General features: G+C 66.2%; 15 protein-coding genes. 7 read left to right on the forward strand and 8 right to left on the reverse strand.

The annotated features are described in order from the left end of the window. Positions 1-36: 36 nt before the first annotated feature. Positions 37-1,779: an N-acyl-D-amino-acid deacylase family protein gene (locus OG874_RS20190; protein ID WP_330256672.1), complete on the reverse strand. Its 1,743-nt coding sequence runs from the start codon at positions 1,777-1,779 to the stop codon at positions 37-39. Positions 1,780-1,904: 125 nt separating this feature from the next. On the opposite strand from OG874_RS20190, the gene OG874_RS20195 reads away from it, so the two are divergent. Then, on the forward strand, positions 1,905-2,555 hold the full coding sequence (locus tag OG874_RS20195; RefSeq protein ID WP_330256673.1) for a TetR/AcrR family transcriptional regulator: 651 nt from the start codon (positions 1,905-1,907) through the stop codon (positions 2,553-2,555). Between the two features lie 195 nt (positions 2,556-2,750). On the opposite strand, the gene OG874_RS20200 is transcribed toward OG874_RS20195, so the two are convergent. Continuing rightward, positions 2,751-3,143 carry a hypothetical protein gene (locus tag OG874_RS20200; protein WP_330256674.1) on the reverse strand — a complete coding sequence of 131 codons (393 nt, stop codon included), beginning with the start codon at positions 3,141-3,143 and terminating at the stop codon, positions 2,751-2,753. 385 nt (positions 3,144-3,528) lie between these two features. On the opposite strand from OG874_RS20200, the gene OG874_RS20205 reads away from it, so the two are divergent. Beyond that, positions 3,529-4,740, forward strand: a complete 1,212-nt coding sequence (locus tag OG874_RS20205; RefSeq protein ID WP_330256675.1) for a sigma factor-like helix-turn-helix DNA-binding protein — start codon at positions 3,529-3,531, stop codon at positions 4,738-4,740. A 315-nt stretch (positions 4,741-5,055) separates the two neighbouring features. After that, positions 5,056-5,478, forward strand: coding sequence for a PPOX class F420-dependent oxidoreductase (locus OG874_RS20210; protein ID WP_330256676.1), 423 nt, complete (start codon positions 5,056-5,058; stop codon positions 5,476-5,478). A gap of 169 nt (positions 5,479-5,647) precedes the next feature. On the opposite strand, the gene OG874_RS20215 is transcribed toward OG874_RS20210, so the two are convergent. Beyond that, positions 5,648-6,634, reverse strand: a complete 987-nt coding sequence (locus OG874_RS20215; protein WP_330256677.1) for a hypothetical protein — start codon at positions 6,632-6,634, stop codon at positions 5,648-5,650. A gap of 425 nt (positions 6,635-7,059) precedes the next feature. Between OG874_RS20215 and OG874_RS20220 the strand changes: the two genes are divergently transcribed. After that, positions 7,060-8,226, forward strand: a complete 1,167-nt coding sequence (locus OG874_RS20220) for a hypothetical protein (protein ID WP_330256678.1) — start codon at positions 7,060-7,062, stop codon at positions 8,224-8,226. A 365-nt stretch (positions 8,227-8,591) separates the two neighbouring features. Here OG874_RS20220 and OG874_RS20225 read toward each other — a convergent pair whose 3' ends face one another. The 4 genes from OG874_RS20225 to OG874_RS20240 all read right to left on the reverse strand — a co-directional run bounded on the left by OG874_RS20225 (position 8,592) and on the right by OG874_RS20240 (position 14,615). Continuing rightward, complete coding sequence (locus OG874_RS20225) at positions 8,592-9,479, reverse strand: LysR family transcriptional regulator (RefSeq protein ID WP_330256679.1); 888 nt, start codon at positions 9,477-9,479, stop codon at positions 8,592-8,594. A gap of 889 nt (positions 9,480-10,368) precedes the next feature. Further along, positions 10,369-11,901 (reverse strand): flavin-containing monooxygenase, encoded by a 1,533-nt coding sequence (locus OG874_RS20230; RefSeq protein ID WP_330256680.1) that lies wholly within the window; start codon positions 11,899-11,901, stop codon positions 10,369-10,371. A gap of 51 nt (positions 11,902-11,952) precedes the next feature. Then, positions 11,953-13,269 (reverse strand): cytochrome P450, encoded by a 1,317-nt coding sequence (locus OG874_RS20235; RefSeq protein WP_330256681.1) that lies wholly within the window; start codon positions 13,267-13,269, stop codon positions 11,953-11,955. A gap of 116 nt (positions 13,270-13,385) precedes the next feature. Further along, complete coding sequence (locus tag OG874_RS20240; RefSeq protein WP_330256682.1) at positions 13,386-14,615, reverse strand: cytochrome P450 family protein; 1,230 nt, start codon at positions 14,613-14,615, stop codon at positions 13,386-13,388. A gap of 210 nt (positions 14,616-14,825) precedes the next feature. Here OG874_RS20240 and OG874_RS20245 point away from each other — a divergent pair, with 210 nt between their 5' ends. Both OG874_RS20245 and OG874_RS20250 read left to right on the forward strand, forming a co-directional pair. Beyond that, the gene (locus OG874_RS20245) at positions 14,826-16,049 is read left to right on the forward strand and encodes an MFS transporter (protein WP_330256683.1); all 1,224 of its coding nucleotides are present in this window, start codon (positions 14,826-14,828) and stop codon (positions 16,047-16,049) included. 22 nt (positions 16,050-16,071) lie between these two features. Then, on the forward strand, positions 16,072-16,611 hold the full coding sequence (locus OG874_RS20250) for a GNAT family N-acetyltransferase (protein ID WP_442943367.1): 540 nt from the start codon (positions 16,072-16,074) through the stop codon (positions 16,609-16,611). A 70-nt stretch (positions 16,612-16,681) separates the two neighbouring features. Here the strand turns inward: OG874_RS20250 and OG874_RS20255 are convergent, their stop codons facing one another. Then, a complete protein-coding gene (locus OG874_RS20255) occupies positions 16,682-17,434 on the reverse strand; it encodes an alpha/beta fold hydrolase (protein ID WP_330256684.1) in 753 nt (250 codons plus the stop codon). Between the two features lie 104 nt (positions 17,435-17,538). On the opposite strand from OG874_RS20255, the gene OG874_RS20260 reads away from it, so the two are divergent. Beyond that, the gene (locus OG874_RS20260; protein WP_330256685.1) at positions 17,539-18,426 is read left to right on the forward strand and encodes an ABC transporter ATP-binding protein; all 888 of its coding nucleotides are present in this window, start codon (positions 17,539-17,541) and stop codon (positions 18,424-18,426) included. Positions 18,427-18,441 lie beyond the last annotated feature (15 nt).

Raw genomic sequence — 18,441 nt, forward strand, 5'->3', positions numbered from 1 at the left:
CGTCGGCTTCAGCTCCGAGTCGCTGACTCGCTGGATTCATCGCGCGCGCAGGAACGTCCCGGCGTGCACGGTTCGACCGAAGCCGTCGGCAAACGTGCCGTACTCGTAGACCACGTGTCCGTTCACGATCGTCGCCGCGACAGCCCCGTCGTTGCGGTTCACCATGCGCGACATCCCCCCGAACTCGGGCATCGGAGTCTCGGAATAGTCGTCACCGGCCTCGACGAGCCCTGCGGGATCGATCACCGCGATGTCGGCTCGGGACCCGATCCGAAGTGCGCCCGCATCGATGCCATACCACTCCCCCAGCTCTGCGGTCAGCCGGTGTACCACTTGCGCCGTCGTCATGAAGGGCCGCCCGTTCCGCTGCGCGTCCCAGGCGCGGGCGAGCATCCGCAAACCAGAGTTGTAGAACGCCATGTTGCGCAGGTGCGCTCCAGAGTCGTTGAACCCCATCTGGATCGAAGGTGAATTCGCCACTCTGTTGAGCACCTCGGGACGATCGTTCCCGACGACGGTCCGCCAGCGCAGTTGCGAGCCGTGCTCGACCACAAGGTCGAGGAACGCATCGGCCGGGTGTACACGTCGCGTCTCAGCGATGGCGGCGAACGAAAGCCCCACAAGACTCGTATCGGGGCATTCGGTGATGTGCGCGCGACTCAGGTCCCGGTGCCAGACACGGGGGCTGAAGCGCTTGGTCATGTCCTTGCGGAAACGTCTGCGGAAGTCCTCGTCCACAAGCAGTGCTCCACGTCCGATTTCGTCGCGGATGTTGAGCGCCGCCTCTCCGGACCCGAACTCCTCGAAGACTACGAGGTCAATTCCGTCGCCATACATCAGGAACGGAACCGGCAGATGCTGGAAGCGGAAGTCCGCACCGAGAGTCCGATTCGCCATCCAAGCGCTGGCAAGTGCCGCCCAGATGGTCTTTCGGTCCGCCGAAATATCAAGAGCGGCGATGAGAGTCGTCTTCAAGGGTTTGCGGTGCAGCCGCCCCGAACTCTGAGCAAAGAACCGCGCGACCTCGGCGCGCCTAGTCAGGTTCGGTGTGCATTGGTGGATGCGACCCCACGCGCGCAGCAGGTCGTTCAGCGCCCGGTACTCCCGCCAGTCCGCGTACGTCGAGGGGAGCTGCCGCGCCGGGTGCCGGGCACCCGCCACCTTTGAGAATGAGCTACGAATAGTAGAAAGGCCGAGGAAACCGGCGTCCAAGGCTTCCCTGAGCATGGCAATCATCTGGCTGAGCTCGCGATCGGTCGGTTTCGACCCATCGACCGAGCGGGCCAGTCCCATCGCAGCGACGCGGATGTCCGAGTGGCCGATCAGCGCGGCCACGTTCAGGCCGAGTGGCCGCGACTCGATAGCCTTGATGTAGGAACGCGGATCGTCCCAGCTGCGGTGTTTCTGCACGGCACCGTGGACGGCGTCCCAGGGCAGCGCCTCGACCCGGGCGAAAATGTCGGCGCAGTCCTCTGCGTCGGCGTACACCGTCGACAACGAGCAGTTACCGATGATGACTGTGGTTACCCCGTGACGGACCGACTCCCCAATGCCCGGGCTCACCAGCACCTCGGCGTCGTAGTGCGTGTGCACATCGACCAGACCAGGAGTGACCCACTTCCCGCAAGCGTCGATCACCCTGGCCGACCCCGACACAAGGGGCGCCGCGCTGATCGCTACGACCCGTCCGTCTCGCACACCGACATCAGCCAGAGTCGGCTCATCGACCGTCCCGTCGAAGACCATGCCGCCCTTGACGACGAGCTCGTACGGCTCCATTGGCTCTCCGACTGATCGCGATCGTGAGTATCGAGAAGCATCTCGATACTGATGAGTATCGAGATTAGGTACCCCTCGTCACCCTGTCAACGGTTCAGGCGATTTCCCCTCGGTAAACTCAGCCGATGATGACGCAGGCAGACGACGCGGGGCTGCCACCTCGGCGAAGAACTCCGCGAGCTGAGGTACGCGAACGCGTACTGCGGGCTGCGGCAACCGTCTTCGCCGAACGCGGTTTCGCCGTGGCCACTATCGATGACGTCGCGCAGGCGGCCGGCTTCACCAAGGGCGCCGTCTACTCGAACTTCGCGAGCAAGGACGAGCTCTTCTTCGCGCTGATGGACCAGCAGGTCGCCGAGCGTGTGGCGATTTTCAAAGGGCTCGTATCCGAACTCGACGAGGCCCGCGATGTCGCTGACCTGATAGCCCAACATCTTCTCGACTCGGTCCCTGACAACCGCGACTGGCAGCTGCTGTTCCTAGAGTTCTGGCAACGCGCCATGCGCGATCCGGACACGCACGCGAGATTCTTGGTACGTCGCCGGGAACTGCATCAAGCCGTCGCCGACGAGCTCCAACGGGCTTTGAACTCCGGGAGCATTCGCTCTGCCGCATCCGCGCGTTCGCTCGCCTTCATCGTCCTGGGAGTGGCGAACGGCTTGGCGATCGAAGAGATGCTCGACCCGGGGACAGCGCCTCGGGAACTGGCACGTCACCTGTTGGCGGCTCTCATCGCGGACGAGCCGGCGCGCTCGAGCCTTGAACCACCCTGTTGAATTCCTGAGCGGTGTTCTCGGACTCCTTCCGCTGGATAGCAGTCGTTCGTCGGTGGACGTTTCAGCGCCGCTTCACTGGCACCCCACGCCGTGTCCTGGCCGATCAACTGGCGCGGCGCCTGCTCCGGCGGCACCGCGGCGGATCACCGAATCCTGCGCCGGTCGAATGGCGCAGGATTCGGGTCACGGTACGGCTTATTCCTCGCGGGGGGCGCCGCTACCCGAGCCGGCGTCGGTGGCCGCGGTGACTTCTACTTGTTCGTTGAGAACCTCGACGGCGGGGGTGTTGACGGTGTTGTCGGGGCCTTCGCCGATGTAGAGGTAGATCGCTACCTGGTGGTTTCCCGGGGTGATGCCGGTGAGTTCGGCCGACGGTTTGTCGGGGGTGAGGATCGCGGGCTGCAAATTTCCGTCGACCAACACGGTTCCGGACCAGTTACTTTCGTCCTTTTGCACCGATACGGCGATCTTCTCCGGGCCGCCGGTGGCGGCGGCGGAGGTGGCGGCGGCCGCGGTTCCCGGTCCGGTCAGCGCGATCACCGCGGCGGCGATTCCGGTTGCGGCGGTGGCAAGACTGAAGGTACGCATGGTTCCTTTCATCGAGGGGGCGGACGTTCGCCCCGGGCGATCACAGTACGGGCTAGATGATCTTGTCGTCCCACCAATTGTGGTAAAACGTCACCTGCAAAACGATCTTGACGTGGCGTGAGATCTTCGTGAAGGCTCCGTGAGATGTCTGATCGGCAGCATCGGGTTCGTGCCGTTCGGAGCACTCGAAACTTGGTCAACGAGGGGTGGAACGACTACGAATGCGGCGGCGCCGAGCCGTCGTGGTTCCTGCACCGCCCGGTAGGTGGTGGACGCGCCCGCCCGGAAACCTGGTGGGCGGGCGTGATTCGGGGTTGGTGTCGGTGGGCGGGGTTAGGCTTTGGCGCACAGGGTTGTGGAGCCGAGTCGGGGTCAGGGGTGCAGTGTGACAACCAGTGCGGCCAGCGGCGAAGAGCGGCCCGAGGTGGATCCCGAGCTACTCGATGACATCGAGGGGGATGTGTCGTTCGGGATCGAGGAGATCAATGAGTTGTTGGGGGAATTGATCGAGATGCGGGGGGATCGGAAGCGGCGGGATGCCGAGATCGTGGGGTTTCGGCTGGGGGTGAGCGGGGAGGCGCCGGAGACATTGGCGCGAATTGGGGCGCGATACGACGTGTCGCGGGATCGAGTTCGGCAGTTGCACACCCGGGCGGTGGCGCAGATTCTGCGGGAAGCACAGTTGAGTGGACATCGGGCGGCGGGGGTATTCGCGGCGCGGTATCCGGTGGGGGCGCGCGATCAACAGTTGGTGCGGGCGTTGCTGGTCGAGACGTATGCGACGGATACCGATCTGGCGGCCAATGAGTTGTCGTATGTGAAGCTGCGGTTGGCGGGGCACGCGGGTGCGGATGCGAAGCGGGTCGCGGGCTTCGTCATGCAACGGATCATGGCGTGGCAGAAGAAGACGAATCGGCGGTTGGCGAAGCTGCACAATGCGGAGCCGTTGGCGACCGGCGAGGTGAATTCGTGGTTGGGACAGGTTGATTGGCCGAACGATGGAAAAGCGCCCGCTCCCCTGCCGATCGAATCGGCGCGCACGCTGGACGGTGATGACGAAGGGCGCGGGCGGTTCTATCTGGACAAGGTCGGGCGTGATGTCGGGTTCGACTCCGGACTGGAGGCTCGGCTGCTGCGGACGTTGAATGCGAGTGGTCTGGTCGAGACGTTCCAGGAGCAACCGAATGCCGTTGCCTACGAGATGGATGACTCGGAACGGATCTTCTACCCGAGCATCGTCGCGCGGCTGACGGATCGCCGGGTGGTGCTGATCGATGTCCAGCCGCTGGGACATGTCGGCTTCCATATCAATCGGGTCAAGTCCGCGGCCGGCCGCGCACAGGCGCATGCCAACGGGTGGGGCTGGCTCGTGTGGACCGGCAGTCGGATCGGGATTCCGGACCTGTTGCGGTGCAAGGTGAATGGGCAAGTCGAGAACCGACTGCGGGAGCTGGTCGAGCGGGGGCCGGTGTATTGGCCCGCCGTGCAGCAGCTGCGCGCGGAGGTCGAGATGGACCTGCTCGACTTCGTCGCGGTGGTCCTGCGCAACGAATGGCGTTGGGACCGTGCGCCGTTCCGATTGATCGAGGGTCGGTGAGTTTGCGCGGAGCGGGTTGTCGCGGATAGCCCACTTCGGCACGCTCGGCGGCATATCGGCCCTGCGCCTCGGCCAGGTCATGCATTTGACCGCCATTCGCGTTTGTCGCGTGATCGGTACGCCGCACGCCGCTTGTCGCACGATCGACACACCACGCGCCGAGTGAGGTCAGCGCCGCGTACAGCGCGATCGCCTGTTCGACATCGCTGCAGGCGGCGCGGCCGAATTGCGGCTCGCTGGAAGCCGTACCTGCGGTGAGCGCGATCAGCGACGGTCATCGGGAATGAAAGCCTCGATCAGGGGTTGCAACAACACATGAAACTCGACGACGACGCTCGCGCACTCATCGGCTCCGGCGCCGATGCCACGCTTGTTACGGTCAACCCCGACGGCAGCCCGCAGGTTTCCGTGGTCTGGGTGGCGCTGCAGTCCACGCCGGACGGCGACGAACTCGTCACCGCGCACCTCGCCGAATACAAGAAGGTCCGCAACGTCCGCCGTGATCCGCGCGTCTCGGTGACGATCCTGTCCCCCGAACGCGGCGAGGTGATGCGACCGTACCTAGCGGTGACCGGGACCGCCCGCATCGTCGAGGGCGGCGCGCCCGAACTCCTCACCGAACTCGCCAAGACCATGGTCGGCCCGGGCGTGAAGTTCCCGCCGGACAACGCACCGCCCGGACTCCTCACCCGCATCCGCATCGACAAGGTCGGCGGCATCGGCCCCTGGGCATCCTGACACCCAACTGCCCGCGGCAGACGACGGCGGTCCTACAAGCGGCCCGCCGTCGCACACGCACCCCAACGTCGCGCCATGCGCGTGACGAATCCGGCCCTGCCCACGGGTCGCGCGCACCGCAGTGGATTCGTGTGCTCGGCCCACCGTGGTTTGTTCGCTGCACCGAGGTCTAGCGGACGAATATCGCCGCCGCCACGAATGTGACGATCAGCATCATCGCGCAGCAGGTGATCAGCTGCCAGTGGCCGATCGCCTGCTGCAGGCTGACGATATTGGCGCGCAGGCTGGTGTCGATGCGGTGGTGGTCGTCGAGCTTGCGTTTGACCTCAGCCAAGGAGTCGGCACGTTCCTGTGCGGATTCCTCGGTGCGTTCCAGGCGGGCGGTGAGCTTCATGATCTGCTTCTGCTTGTCCCGCACGGTTTTCCGGGACATGGCCAGGGTGGTGCGCTGATTGACCAACTCCTGGCGCTGACGGGCGATGACGCTGGCTTGCGTCTTCGTGTGGTGTTCCCAGTCGGTCACGGTGGCCCATCCTCCTGTCATCACATCGCGGTAGCCCCACGCGATCTCGCCTTGTACCCAGCCGCGCAGGAACTCGCGCAGTTCGTAGGGTTCGCGGCGCGGCACCGCGACCGCGCTGCTCGTGGCGTCCAACATGCCCAAATCGCTCCGGTAGTCGCAGGCGGGCGGCGCGAAGTCCGCGATCCCGAGGGCGGGCAGGTGCTGCACCCAGTAGCCCGAGGAGCACAGCCACAGCACGCCGTCGCAGCCGGTCGAGCGCAACCGGGCGGTATGGTACTGCGCCGACTCGCGATCCAGCGGTCCGGTACGCACCTCGATGGCGTACTGCTGCTCGCCGCTGCGCCAGAGCACATCGACCGGGATATCGCCTACTCGACGGTCCACCTCGGCGGAGTCCGCGCCGTACGCGGCGAGTCGGCCGCAGAGCCAATACTTCAGCCGCTGGCTATCCCATTGCGCGGCAGCACATTCCGGACATGTGCAGCCGTATCCCACGTTCGCCGCCGATGGACGGACCGGCGCTTCTCCAGTATCCGGCACTCGGGTGTCGGTGACGCGACTATCCGCCAATCCCAACTCGGCGAGCATCGCCCGACGCCCACACGTCCGCTCGACGCGCTGCTTCGTTCTCACGCGACCACACCCCTGCCCACAACCACCGCAGATCAGGCGACCTACGCCATAGATCAAGAGTGCGCTAGCTTTCGCGCGCCCGCTAGCCCCCTATACCCCGCGCTCGGGTGCGCCACAACCCCGGAACCACCCTCGACCAGCCGATGTGCGCTGCCTCACAAGCGATTTCGTTGCGACACGCGAGAGCATTGCCACAGTTATTCCGGTCGATTGATAGTTGCGGCCATTCCTTAGGACACGGTCGGACACCCCCGCGGAAGCGGACTTATGCCGCACATCCAACCGGACGAAAGGCCCGGTGCAATCGGACCAAAGCCGCACCGAACGGGGTGCAGGCGGTACTCGAACCGTCGCGTCTACCGATCGACGGATAGAATTTGGCGGCCACGGACGGAGTTCGGGCAATACGGGGAAGAAGGTATGGGATGGACCACGACGAGCAGGGCGGCGATTCGATCGGCGCAATCTTGTCGAGTCTCGCGACGACCCTGCGCGAGGTGAGCGACAAGCTCGACGCGGTCGCCGCCCACGTGGACGACGACCGTAACCTGGCCGGTCGCTTGGCCAAGTTGGAGGCGTGGGCATTCCGTACCGGGGAGGACGTTTCCAAGATCGGGACGCGTTTGGAGCAGGTCGAGACCGGGGCACCGGGCGACGAGCAGGCGGAGATCGCATCGGAGAGCCCGGTTGTACCCGCGACCCGGGAACGGCGCGAACCGATTCCGTCGCGTCGAGACCGCCTCGAGAACGTCAATGGGCGCGGAGCGCACGTCGATACCACCGGGCGCAATGCCACCACTGGACGCAATGACGAGGCCTCGACAGCACACGCGACCGGACGCAACGACCGCCTCAGTCCCGCGACCACGCGCAATGAAACCGCGACTGGGCGCAGCGAAACCACCACCGGACACAACGAGCGCCTGGACCCCGCGCACCGCAACGACCGCTTGAAACCCGTGACCGGACACAACGGGCGCCTCGAAACCCCCGTCGACACCGACAGCACCCCGCCCCGCCCGGCACGGACCGAGTTCACCGCGCCGATCGCCCGCACCGAACATCTCGAACCCTTCGGCCCCGCAACCCCGAACGAGCCCGTCTCCCTCCCCTCTCGCACCCCGCAGCCGGTGCCACCGGCCGTTCCCGCGACCTATCACGGCGACCCCCTCGCCGCCTCGAGCCCCCGCAGCGAATGGCTCGACTCGGCCACCCCTGCCACGCCTACCTACACCAACCGCCTCGAGCCCCAGCCCGCGACAACCGGCGACCGGCTCGACTACGGCACCCCCGGATCGAGCAACGGCCGCCTCGAACCACTCACCTCCCCACCACGCAACGGCTACGAATCCCCCGCGCCCCGCCCCGATTCCGGCATGACCTCCCCTCGCACCGACGACAACGGCGCACTCCCGCCGGGCGCGCACCGCGCCACCACCGGCGAGGACACCTCCCACGTCGACAAGCTCCAAGCCATGCTCGATGAACTCAAGCGCAACCCCAACGGCCCCTTCGGCCGCCCCGAACCCACCACATCAGCCAACGAACTACCCGGCGTAGACCCGACATTCGCCATCCGCACCGAAGGCTGACCACCCCACCCATCGGCGCACGAGTAACCACGCACACCGCGAGCGGGGATGTGCACACCCGCTGCCGCGCACTCGCCACTCGCCGAGTGGGCTATTTGGCCACCGCATGTGATGTCACCATCGCCCTTTTGGCGCATTCTGAAACAGTTTCAGATCCGCTCCTTGGCCATCCGGACCAGGTCCTGGGCCGCCAACTCCTCCGCCGAAGCCTCCACCGGCTTCTTCTTCCTCGTCACGGCATCAAGTGTCGTCATCACGGCACCTTCCCGCTGAGCATCGCTCAGCGAATCAGGCCGGAAACACCCTTAAATCCACAGTCCCCCCCGGATCGGCGCGGGTGTGGGCGGGGAGGCCGATGGCGTGGACTAGTCGGACAGCGGCAGGTCGGTGAGTGTGGTGCGGATCAGTTCGCGCAACCAGCGGTGTCCGGTGTCGGCGGTGTTGCGTGGGTGCCAGGCCATGGCGATGGTGATTTCCGGTAGTGGGACGGGGATTTCGAAGGCGCGCAGGCCGAGGGCGGTGCGTGTGGTCGCGGTGAGGGCGGCGGGGGCGGGGCAGATCAGGGTGCCGGAGCGGACCGCTAGGAGTGCGGTGGTGAGGTTGGGGACGGTGGCGACGACGCGGCGGGTGCGGCCGTGCAGGGCCAGGCGATCATCGATGGGGCCGCGGCCGCGGCGGGAGATGCTGAGGTGGGCGGCCGCGGCGAACCGCGCCACTGTGACGCGGTCGGTGATCAGTGGATGTTCCGGTGCGGCAACGCCGATCATGCGGTCGCGCAGCACGCGCTGCACGGTGGTCTCCGGATCGGTGTGGTCGATGACGCCGACCTCGATATCGACTCGGCCGTCGCGGAGCGCGGCGGTGCCCTCGCGGCTGTCCGGGAGAAAGTGCAGCGTCACGCCGGGGGCCTGCGCGCGGACGGCGGCCAACAGTGGTGTGGCCAACTCGCCGAGCACGATATCGCCCGCCTGCACCGCGAAGCTACGCTTCAGCGTGGTCGGGTCGAGCCCTCCGCGCGGGGTGAGCAGTGTTCGGCCCTGTGCAACCAAAACGCTGACCTCGTAACGCAATTCGAGGGCGCGCGGCGTCGGCACCAGGTTGCGGCCCGCGCGTACCAGCAGTGGATCGCCGAGTACCCGACGCAGCCGCGCCAAGGTCCGGCTCATCGCGGGTGCCGAAGTGTGCAGCCGCTCGGCAGCCTGAGTGACGCTGTTGGTCTCCAGCAGCGCATCCAGAGCAACCAATAGATTCATATCGAGGGCGTCCACTCCTGGATTATCTAGAATGGAAAGCCAAGTAACCAACATTGTGCTGGTGATAATCCGGCGCGGCTCCTGCCGCTGGTATGGACGGCGCCGTCCCGCCCGATCCTCGGCTCCACATCGGTACGGACGACACAGCCATGCCGAACTCGCCGGTACTGAGCCGGACCGGTTACCCCCTGAGCTTCTGCGACCTCGAAACTTACACTCGCACTTTGCAAATCAGCGCACTGCACAAGCTGTCCCGCGTCCCGGCCGCTGCGTGCCAGCCGCACCTATTACTCGTGCCAGTGGCCAGCCCACGAGACCGAGAGCCGAGATCACCATCGACGTCCACACCATCGTCGACGTCATCGATTTCACACCTGAATACGCGTCATACGCACTACGGCTCGACGCCACGGCCGAACTACGGTATGTCAGCGTCGAGGAAGCTCCGACCGATCCTGGCGCATTGCTGGCAATCGGCACGGGCCCCGGTGATCGGTCCCGGCGCATCACCAGGCGATCGCCCCGCAGCCACGGCGACCGGTCCCGCCGGATCTCGACCGACGCCGCGGTCCCCCATTGGGCCGCAATCACTCCCGACGAAAAGAATGCCTACACCACGAACAAGCGGCCGGTGTTCGTGTCATCGCTCAACCTCGCGGCCGGCACAACGAGTGTCCCAGTCCAGGGCAGCGAAGGCTGGGACATATCACGACACAGCACCATGCTGTCCGTGGCGACACAACCCATCGCCGTCCCACCGGATCCCGGCGCACAGAACGCGGTGTCCGTCGTTGCTATCGGCACCGACGCGGTCACTCTGGACGACGAGCGGCGAATGCGATCGGTCGATCCCCAACCAAGGCGCACATGGTCGACCAGACCCCTGAACTCAGGGTGTCCGCTGCTCCTCAGGGGCCGGAGCATGATCCCGCGCAGGTGCCACCGTCGCCCCCTTCGACCGCTCCGTAAGCCCGCGATACGACGACGGCCGAATCGTCCGGAACCATTGCGCCGCACGGGTTCTGCGCGGCAGCCGGAACTTCATATCGGCGAGCATCTCGTCGATATTGTGGATGGAGAAGGGCGTGATGGCGGTGCCGTGCGCGTGGTGGCCATGGGTGCGCTCATCCATCCAGCGCAGCCGCTCGTCGACTTGGGCAGCCATCTCCTCCTGCGTCGGCAGCGCGAGGCGACCCTGCAGCAGTGCGGCGGTCCAATGCGCGGCGACCTCGGCGTTCAACGCGCTGATGACCGAGGAGTTGTAGCCGACGAAACTCAGATTCGGCACGCCGATGGGCAGGATCTGGCGGTGCAGCCGGAAATTGCCGTTCTCGTCAGTGAGCTGACGCTGCACATACGGGGTGAGGAAGGGCACCCGCTGCTGAAATCCGGTGGCGCACACCACGATATCGGCCTGCAGCAGCGTGCCGTCGGCGAGCCGCGCGCCCGGGCCGTGCTGACCGGCGAACAACTCGGCGATGGTGTTGTCACGGTGCACCGTGATCAGCCCCATTCCCACCCGCTCGAAGAAGTCTTCGGTGACGGTGCCGACGGTGCTCTCGGCGATCTCCTCGAACCGCCCCTCGGGCACCAGACCGAGCTCACGCAGATGCGACCTCTTGATCGCCAGTTCTTGGATGACGTCGAGGTTGCTCTCGCGGACCGTATGCGCGGACCCGTGCAGGAACCGCTCGACCCGATTGAGCTCCTGATAGCGGAAGTGCGCCTCCCCCATCCGGGTCAGCATCAGCCGCTCGTAGTCGATCAGCCCCCGCGCCAGCTTGCGCGGCATCTTCCACAACAGCCGGCGCGCGACCACATTCGTCGAGGCCGCCACATGGCTGATCGCCTCGGCGATATCGCACGCCGATTTGCCATAGCCGACGACCACGACCGACTTGCCGCGTGCCCATTCGACATCGAGGAACTCCGAGGCATGGCCGATCTGCCCGCCAGCCTGACGGAACAGCTCGACGCCGCGGAAGTCGGGCACCGCGGGATCGCTGAACACGCCGTTGGCGATGATCAGGTGATCGCAGGAGGTCCGGTGAATGCCGACCTGATCGCGGATCTCGAGCAGCCAGCCGCTATCCACCGGATCGGCCGCGACCACTTCGGTGCCGAGGCGCAGTGTCCCGCCGAAGCCGTGGTGGCGCACATACCCGTCGAGGTACTCCTGCATCTGCTGCCCGTCGGGCACGCGCGGATAGTCCGCGGGCATCGGGAAGTCGGAGAAGTGATAGGTGTGTTTGCTGTTCTGTGCGCGCAGCCCGGGATACCGGCGCGTCGCGCTCCACACTCCGCCGAGGTCCGGCGTCCGATCGAATACCTCGACCGGAAACCCCTCCTGTCGCAATACCTTCGCGCAGGCGAGGCCTGCGATGCCCGCACCTACGATCGCGATGCGGTTCCCGCTCGTCATGGGACGGAGATTACGTCGCTTACGCGAATGCGGCAAAGCCTCGGTGCGATTTCACGAAGCTGAACGGGGGGTGACTACAATCCTCGCCTTGCCGCGCGGGACGGTAGTGATGTTGCGCACCGCCGCGCGTTCGGGTTTCGCACCCGCGGGCGGGGCCAGGGTGTATCGGGACAGGATCTCGCGCAGCACCGTGGTCCCCTCCATCAGCGAAAATCCGGCGCCGATGCAGCGGCGCGCCCCGCCCCCGAACGGCAGCCAGGTGTTCGGTTCGACCTCGCCGTCGAGGAAGCGCGACGGGCGGAAGGTCCAGGTGTCGGGATAGTTGCGCGGGCTGCGGTGCGCGAGCAGGATCGAGCAGCTGACCACGGTGCCCGCGGGCAGGTCCCAGCCGCCGATGGTCATATCCCTGGTGAGTTTGCGGACCGCGCCCGGAATCACCGTGCGCATCCGCATGGCCTCCTTCATGACGGCCTCGAGTGCCTTGTCGTCATCGATGCGGACCGCCTCGTGGGCGTCGCGCTGTACGCCGGGGTTGACGGACAGTTCGTGCAGTGCCCAGGACAGCGCGGCGGCGGTGGTCTCGTGACCGGCCAGCAGCAGCGTGATGAGCTGGTCGCGCAGTTCGGCGTCGGTGAGCGGTGGTTCGGAGTCGATGTCGCCACCCGCCTGGAGCAGCCGCGACAGGACGTCGGTACGTTCGGCGAGGTCGGACGCGGCGCGCCGGGCCGCGATCTCGCTGTACAGCACGCTATCGATGGCGGCCATATTGTCGTGGAAGGATTTCCACGGTGGGTACTTCTGCAGCACGGGCTTCATGAGGCCGAGGTACTGCAGCGGGCCGATGGTGACGATGCGGCCGAGGCGCGGGGCGAGCGCGGCCCTGGTGCGTTCGTCGGTGACGCCGAAGACCACCCGCATGATCACCTCGAGCGTGAGCGCGTTCATCCGGTCGAGGGTTATCACGGTCGAGCCGGGTCGCCAGCGTTCGACTTCGGCGACCGCGATCTGCGAGACCAGGTCGCGGTAGCCGCGCAGGGCGGCACCGTTGAAGGCGGGCATGAGCAACCGGCGGGCCCTGGCGTGTTCGGCCTCGTCGGTCATCAGCACCGAATGCTCGCCCATGATCGGGCCGAGGATCTGGTTGCCCTCACCGGCGTGCAGGTCGCGCGGGTCGCCCGCGAAGATCTCCTTGATGTGTTCGGGGCGAGTAAAGACCACCAGGTTCTGCGCGAACGGCGGCACGTGTACCGAGAAGACGTCCCCGTAGCGGCGACGCAGCGGCGGCAGAATCTGCGCCCGGTGGCGCATATACAGGAAGCCCTGCAGAAACGCCGGCACCGGTGGGCCGGGTGGATACGTCACTGCCATCGTTTCCTCCGCGTCCGGCGCCGGGCGCACCGTTACACCCGATTCTATGCAATGTTCCATAGTTTCCGGTCGGTGCGGAAGCCCCTGGGCCGCAATGCCTGCTCGGCGGGGCCGGATCAGCGCAGGGCGGGCGCACCCGCCAAGTCGACCGGCAGATCCTGCAGCCCGCGGATGAGAATGCTCTCCCGCCAGCGCATTTCCGCATCGTCGACGGCCAGCGTCAGGTCCGGGAAGCGTTCGACGAGCCGCGTGAGGGCGATGCGCGCCTCGAGTCGGGCGAGCCCCGCGCCGAGGCAGTAGTGGACGCCGTGGCCGAAGGCCAAATGACCGGAGGTGGACCGCTCGGGATCGAAACGAGCGGCGTCGATGAAATGCCGTTCGTCATGGTTGGCCGAACCGAGGGCGACCAGCACCACTTCATTCGCGGGAATCTCGGTGTCACCCAAGGTGATCGGGGCCGTCGAGTAGCGCAGGGTCGCGACGTTCACCGGGCCGTTGTAGCGCAGCATCTCCTCGATCAGCGCGGGCACAGCCGCCGGATTTCCGTGCAGCGCACGATAGCGCGCCGGATCCAACAGCAGGGTGAGCACGGTATTGCCGATCAGATTCACCGTGGTCTCGTGACCCGCGACCATGATGAGGAACACCATCGAGATCAGCTCGTCGTCGGTGAGGCGCTCACCGTCGGAGTTGGCGGCGATCAGGTCCGAGACGAGGTCGTCGCCGAGCCCCTCGGCGCGCCGCCGCGCGATCAGCCGCTCGAAGTAGTCGGTGATGGCGTCGGTCGCGTGCCGGATCTCCGTGGGCGTCGCGGTCGACACCTCGACGACGACGCGCGACCACTCGCGGAAGTCCTCGCGATCGGCCACCGGCATGCCGAGCAGCTCACAGATGACCGTGATGGGCAGTGGAAACGCGTACTCCGACAACAGATCCACCCGCCCCGCATCGTCCGCGGCGATCCGATCCAGGAGCTCGTCGGCGATCGCGAGCACCCGCGGCGCGAGCGCGTCGATCCGGACCGGCGCGAACGCGGGCGTGACCAGTCGGCGCAGTCGGGCGTGCTCCGGCGGATCGGTGTTCAACAGGTGATAGCTGATCCGCGTATTCACCGCGCCGACGCCGGTATCGTCGGCGGGCAGACCACGCGCCTCGCGGCTCGCGTCGGTGTGCGGGTCCTTGCGGATGGCCGGATGGCGCAGCACCTCGCGGGCGGCGTCCAGGTCGACCACCAGCCAGGCGCGGACACCGGTATTCAGCTGGATGGCGTGTACGGGGCCTTCGGCGCGCAGCTCTTCATAGAAGGCATACGGGCTACGAAAGAAATCCTGCGGCAGCTGTCTCATACGATCGGCCCTTCCCCGTTGGCGAGTTGTCTTGCGCCCCTTCGATAGTGGCACGCGGCACCGATCTCGACCACTCGCGCGCCGTCGGCAGCGGCCGAATCCGACCAAAGGATGACCGCAGTCGGTCTGTCGCGCACCCCGCGTCCGACGATCGGAGGACCACGCCCGTTTCGCTCGGCACGAGGGTCGCCCGGCCGATAGTCTCCGCAGATGGGACCGATTTCTCCGGCCCTGCGCGGTGCCCGGATCGCGAATTCGTTCGCGTTCGGGCTGCAGGGCTTTTTCTTCGCCGTCGTACTCACCGAACTGCCCCAGCAGAAGGATCGGTTCGAACTGTCCGACGGGTTGATCGCCGGGTCGGTGGTGCTGGTGTCGATCCTGGCAGGCGTCGGCAGTGTGGTGGCAGAACAGTTGGCGACGCGCTGGTCCAGCCGGGCCACGGTGCGCATCGGCCTGTTGGCGATCACGATTACCGGCTGTGCGGCCGCCATGGCCCCGAATATGCCGGTGCTGCTGGCCACGCTCGGGCTGTACGGGATCGCGGTCGGCATGGTCGACGCCAGCACCAATATGCAGGCGGTGTTCATCCAGCACGGATACGGCACGGTCATCCTGTCGTCGTTCTATGCCGCGTGGAGCGGCGGCTCGATCGTCGGCGCGCTGTTCGTCGCCGCGTGCGAGGCACTGGACATCACGCTGCGAGAGTCGCTGTTGGCGGCGGCGGGCGTGGTGCTGGTGGTCGGGCTCGTGTTCGGCCCGCGCCTACTCGGCCCGCGGGAGGCGGAGGCGCGCCCGGCGCAAGCGCACGACGAATCCGAAGCATCGGGCGGGGTCGCGCTGCGTTTGTATCTGGCGTTCGGTATCGCGGCGTCGCTGGTGTTCGCGATCGACCTCGCGGTCAGCAATTGGTCGGCCATCTATCTCAAAGAGGATCTGCTGGCCAGTTCGTCCACCGCGGCCCTGGCACTGGCCGTCTACCAGGGGGCATCGCTGATCGCTCGGTTCACCGGCGATATGTGGGTGCGACGGTTCGGGCCACGGCAGGTGGTGCGGATCGCGGGTGCGATCGGCGTCATCGGCCTGGCCATCGCCGTGGTCTCGCCGGGAGTGGTGCCGGTGATCATCGGCTTCCTCGTCGCCGGTTTCGGGACCGGCGTGGTCGCGCCGCTGTGCTTCAGCGAGGCTGGTCAGCTGGCCAGCGGCCGTGAACTCGACGCGCTCATCGCCCGGCTCAATCTGTTCAACTATGCGGGCACGCTGGTCGGCGGCGGTCTGGTCGGTGCGGTCGCCGCGGGCTTCGGGCATCGGATCGGCTTCGTGATCCCGCTAGTGTTCATGGCGATCGTGATCATGCTGGCTCGTGTATTCCATTCCCGTTCCGAAGCGAACACGGCACCCACGTCGAGCGATGGTCATGCTGTACTGGACACGTGAGTGAGCGGAACGAGGCGTAGGCATGAGCAACATCCCAGTCACCGTCGACCGGGCCGGATTATGGGACGCCGAGGCCCTCAGTGACGTTGCGGCCGCGACGTTTCCACTCGCGTGTCCGCCGCACGCCACCCCCGACGATATCGAGATCTTCATTACCGAGGTGCTCTCCGGCGAACGCTTCGGCGAATACCTGACCGACCCCGCCCGGATCGTGCTCAAGGCGGTCGCGGACGGCGATATCGTCGGCTACGCGATGTTGCACTACGGCGATCCCGCCGATCCCGAGGTCGCAAACGCGGTCGACCTGCGGCCGGTCGCCGAGATCAGCAAAATGTACGTGCTGCCCGGCCACCACGGCGCCGGCATCTCGAAGGCACTGATGAACGCCTCACTCGAGCGGGCCCGCGAGGACGATTTCGCCGGAGTATGGCTCGGCGTCAACCAGCACAACGAACGCGCCCAGCGTTTCTACCTCAAACACGGATTCGAACGAGTCGGCACCAAAACCTTCACCGTAGGCACCCAACAACACCACGACTTCGTCATGCGCCTGGCATTCTGAACACAACTGGACCGGCAATCACCATGCGCTGGTGCAGGCAAACGTCGAGCGATCCTGCATGAGCGCTGGGTTATGCGGTGAAGGCCACGAGGGCGGCGTGGTACTCGGGTGATATGACGGCCATCAGGTGGTCGCCTGGGACGGTTGTCAGGGTGGCGCTGGGGAGGGCTTCGGCGAGGCGGGCGGGTTCGGCGGCGAATGGGTCGTTGTCCCCTGCCAGGACGAGGGTGGGTATCTGCACATCGGCGAGGGTTTTGATCGGTTCCTCGTCCAGACCTGTCGCGACCGCCTCGATGGCCTCGCGATCGGCACGCACGGCATCGGCGAGGATGCGGAACATCATCGCGGTCGGCGACGCACCGGCACCGTCGCCGCGCATGGCCTTGTGCAGGTCCTCGGGATCGATGACGCGGCGATCGACGCCGCCGCAGTCCAGCACCCCGGAGCCGATGCCGCCGACGGCCAGCTTCGTGATTCGCTCATCCGCGCCCGCCACCAGCAGCGAGATGATCGCGCCCATCGAATAACCCACCTGCACAACACGATCGAACCCGAGCTCGTCGTAGAGCGCGCTGATATCGCGCGCCATCCCCGCCCACGTGTACCGGGCCGGGTCGTGCGGTTTCTCGGAGCGTCCGTGCCCGCGCGCATCCAGCGAGACGACGGTGCGCCCGGCGGCCTGCAGTGCGCCGACCACCCCGGTACCCATCCAGTTGGCATTCGTATCGGCCACTACCCCGTGCTGCAGCACGACCGGGGTGCCTTCGCCCTCCCACACGCGGTAGTTGAGCTCCAGTCCGTCCCAGGTCTTGAACTTCGTCATGACCGGATCGTAGCGGCCCCACAGGTTGACATGTTCTATCTGTTCAGTCTTTACTGAACCAATCAGTCTTTACGGAACATGTCGGACCTTCTCGAAGGAGCATCATGACCACCGCCGCGATCCGCACCGAGGGCCTGACCAAGCACTACGGCAAGCATGTCGCACTCACCGAGCTGAATCTCGAGGTCGGCCAGGGCGAGGTGTTCGGATTCCTCGGGCCCAACGGTGCGGGCAAGTCCACCACCATCCGCATCCTGCTGGATCTGATCCGACCCACCAGCGGCCACGTAGAGGTGCTCGGTGTGGATCCCCGCAAGGGCGGTGCGCGACTGCGCGAGCGAATCGGCTATCTGCCCGGCGAACTGGCGATCGAGGGCCGCAATACCGCCCGCGAGCTGCTCGCCTTCCTGGCCGATCTGCGCGGCACGGTTCCCGCCCAGCGCATCACCGAGCTCGCCGAGCTGCTGGATCTCGATCTGTCCAGGAAGGTCGGCGCGATGTCCAAGGGCAATAAGCAGAAGGTCGGCATCATCGCGGCGTTCATGCACAATCCGGATCTGCTCATCCTCGACGAGCCGACCTCCGGGCTGGATCCCCTACTCCAGCAACGCTTCCTGGACCTCGTGACCGAGGCCAAGCACAACGGGCAGACGGTCTTCATGTCTTCGCACATCCTCAGCGAGGTGCAGCAGACCGCGGATCGGGCCGTCATCATGCGCGCGGGTCAACTACTCGGCACCGAGAACGTCGAAGATCTGCGGCGGCGCTCGCCCCGCTCGGTCGAATTGGTGTTCGGCCAGGATGTTTTCGTCGACGACTTCGCGAAACTGCCCGGTGTGCGGGATCTGACCATCGACCGAAATACCGTGCGCTGCACCACCGAGGGCGAGGTCGACGGCCTGTTCAAGATGGCCGCCAAGTATCCGCTGGTGAGTGTGCTGTCCACCGAACCCGACCTCGAGCAGGTCTTCTTCAGCCTCTACGACCGCTGATCTCACGCCCGAATC

It is taken from the genome of Nocardia sp. NBC_00565 (assembly GCF_036345915.1).
Classification (GTDB): Bacteria; Actinomycetota; Actinomycetes; order Mycobacteriales; family Mycobacteriaceae; genus Nocardia.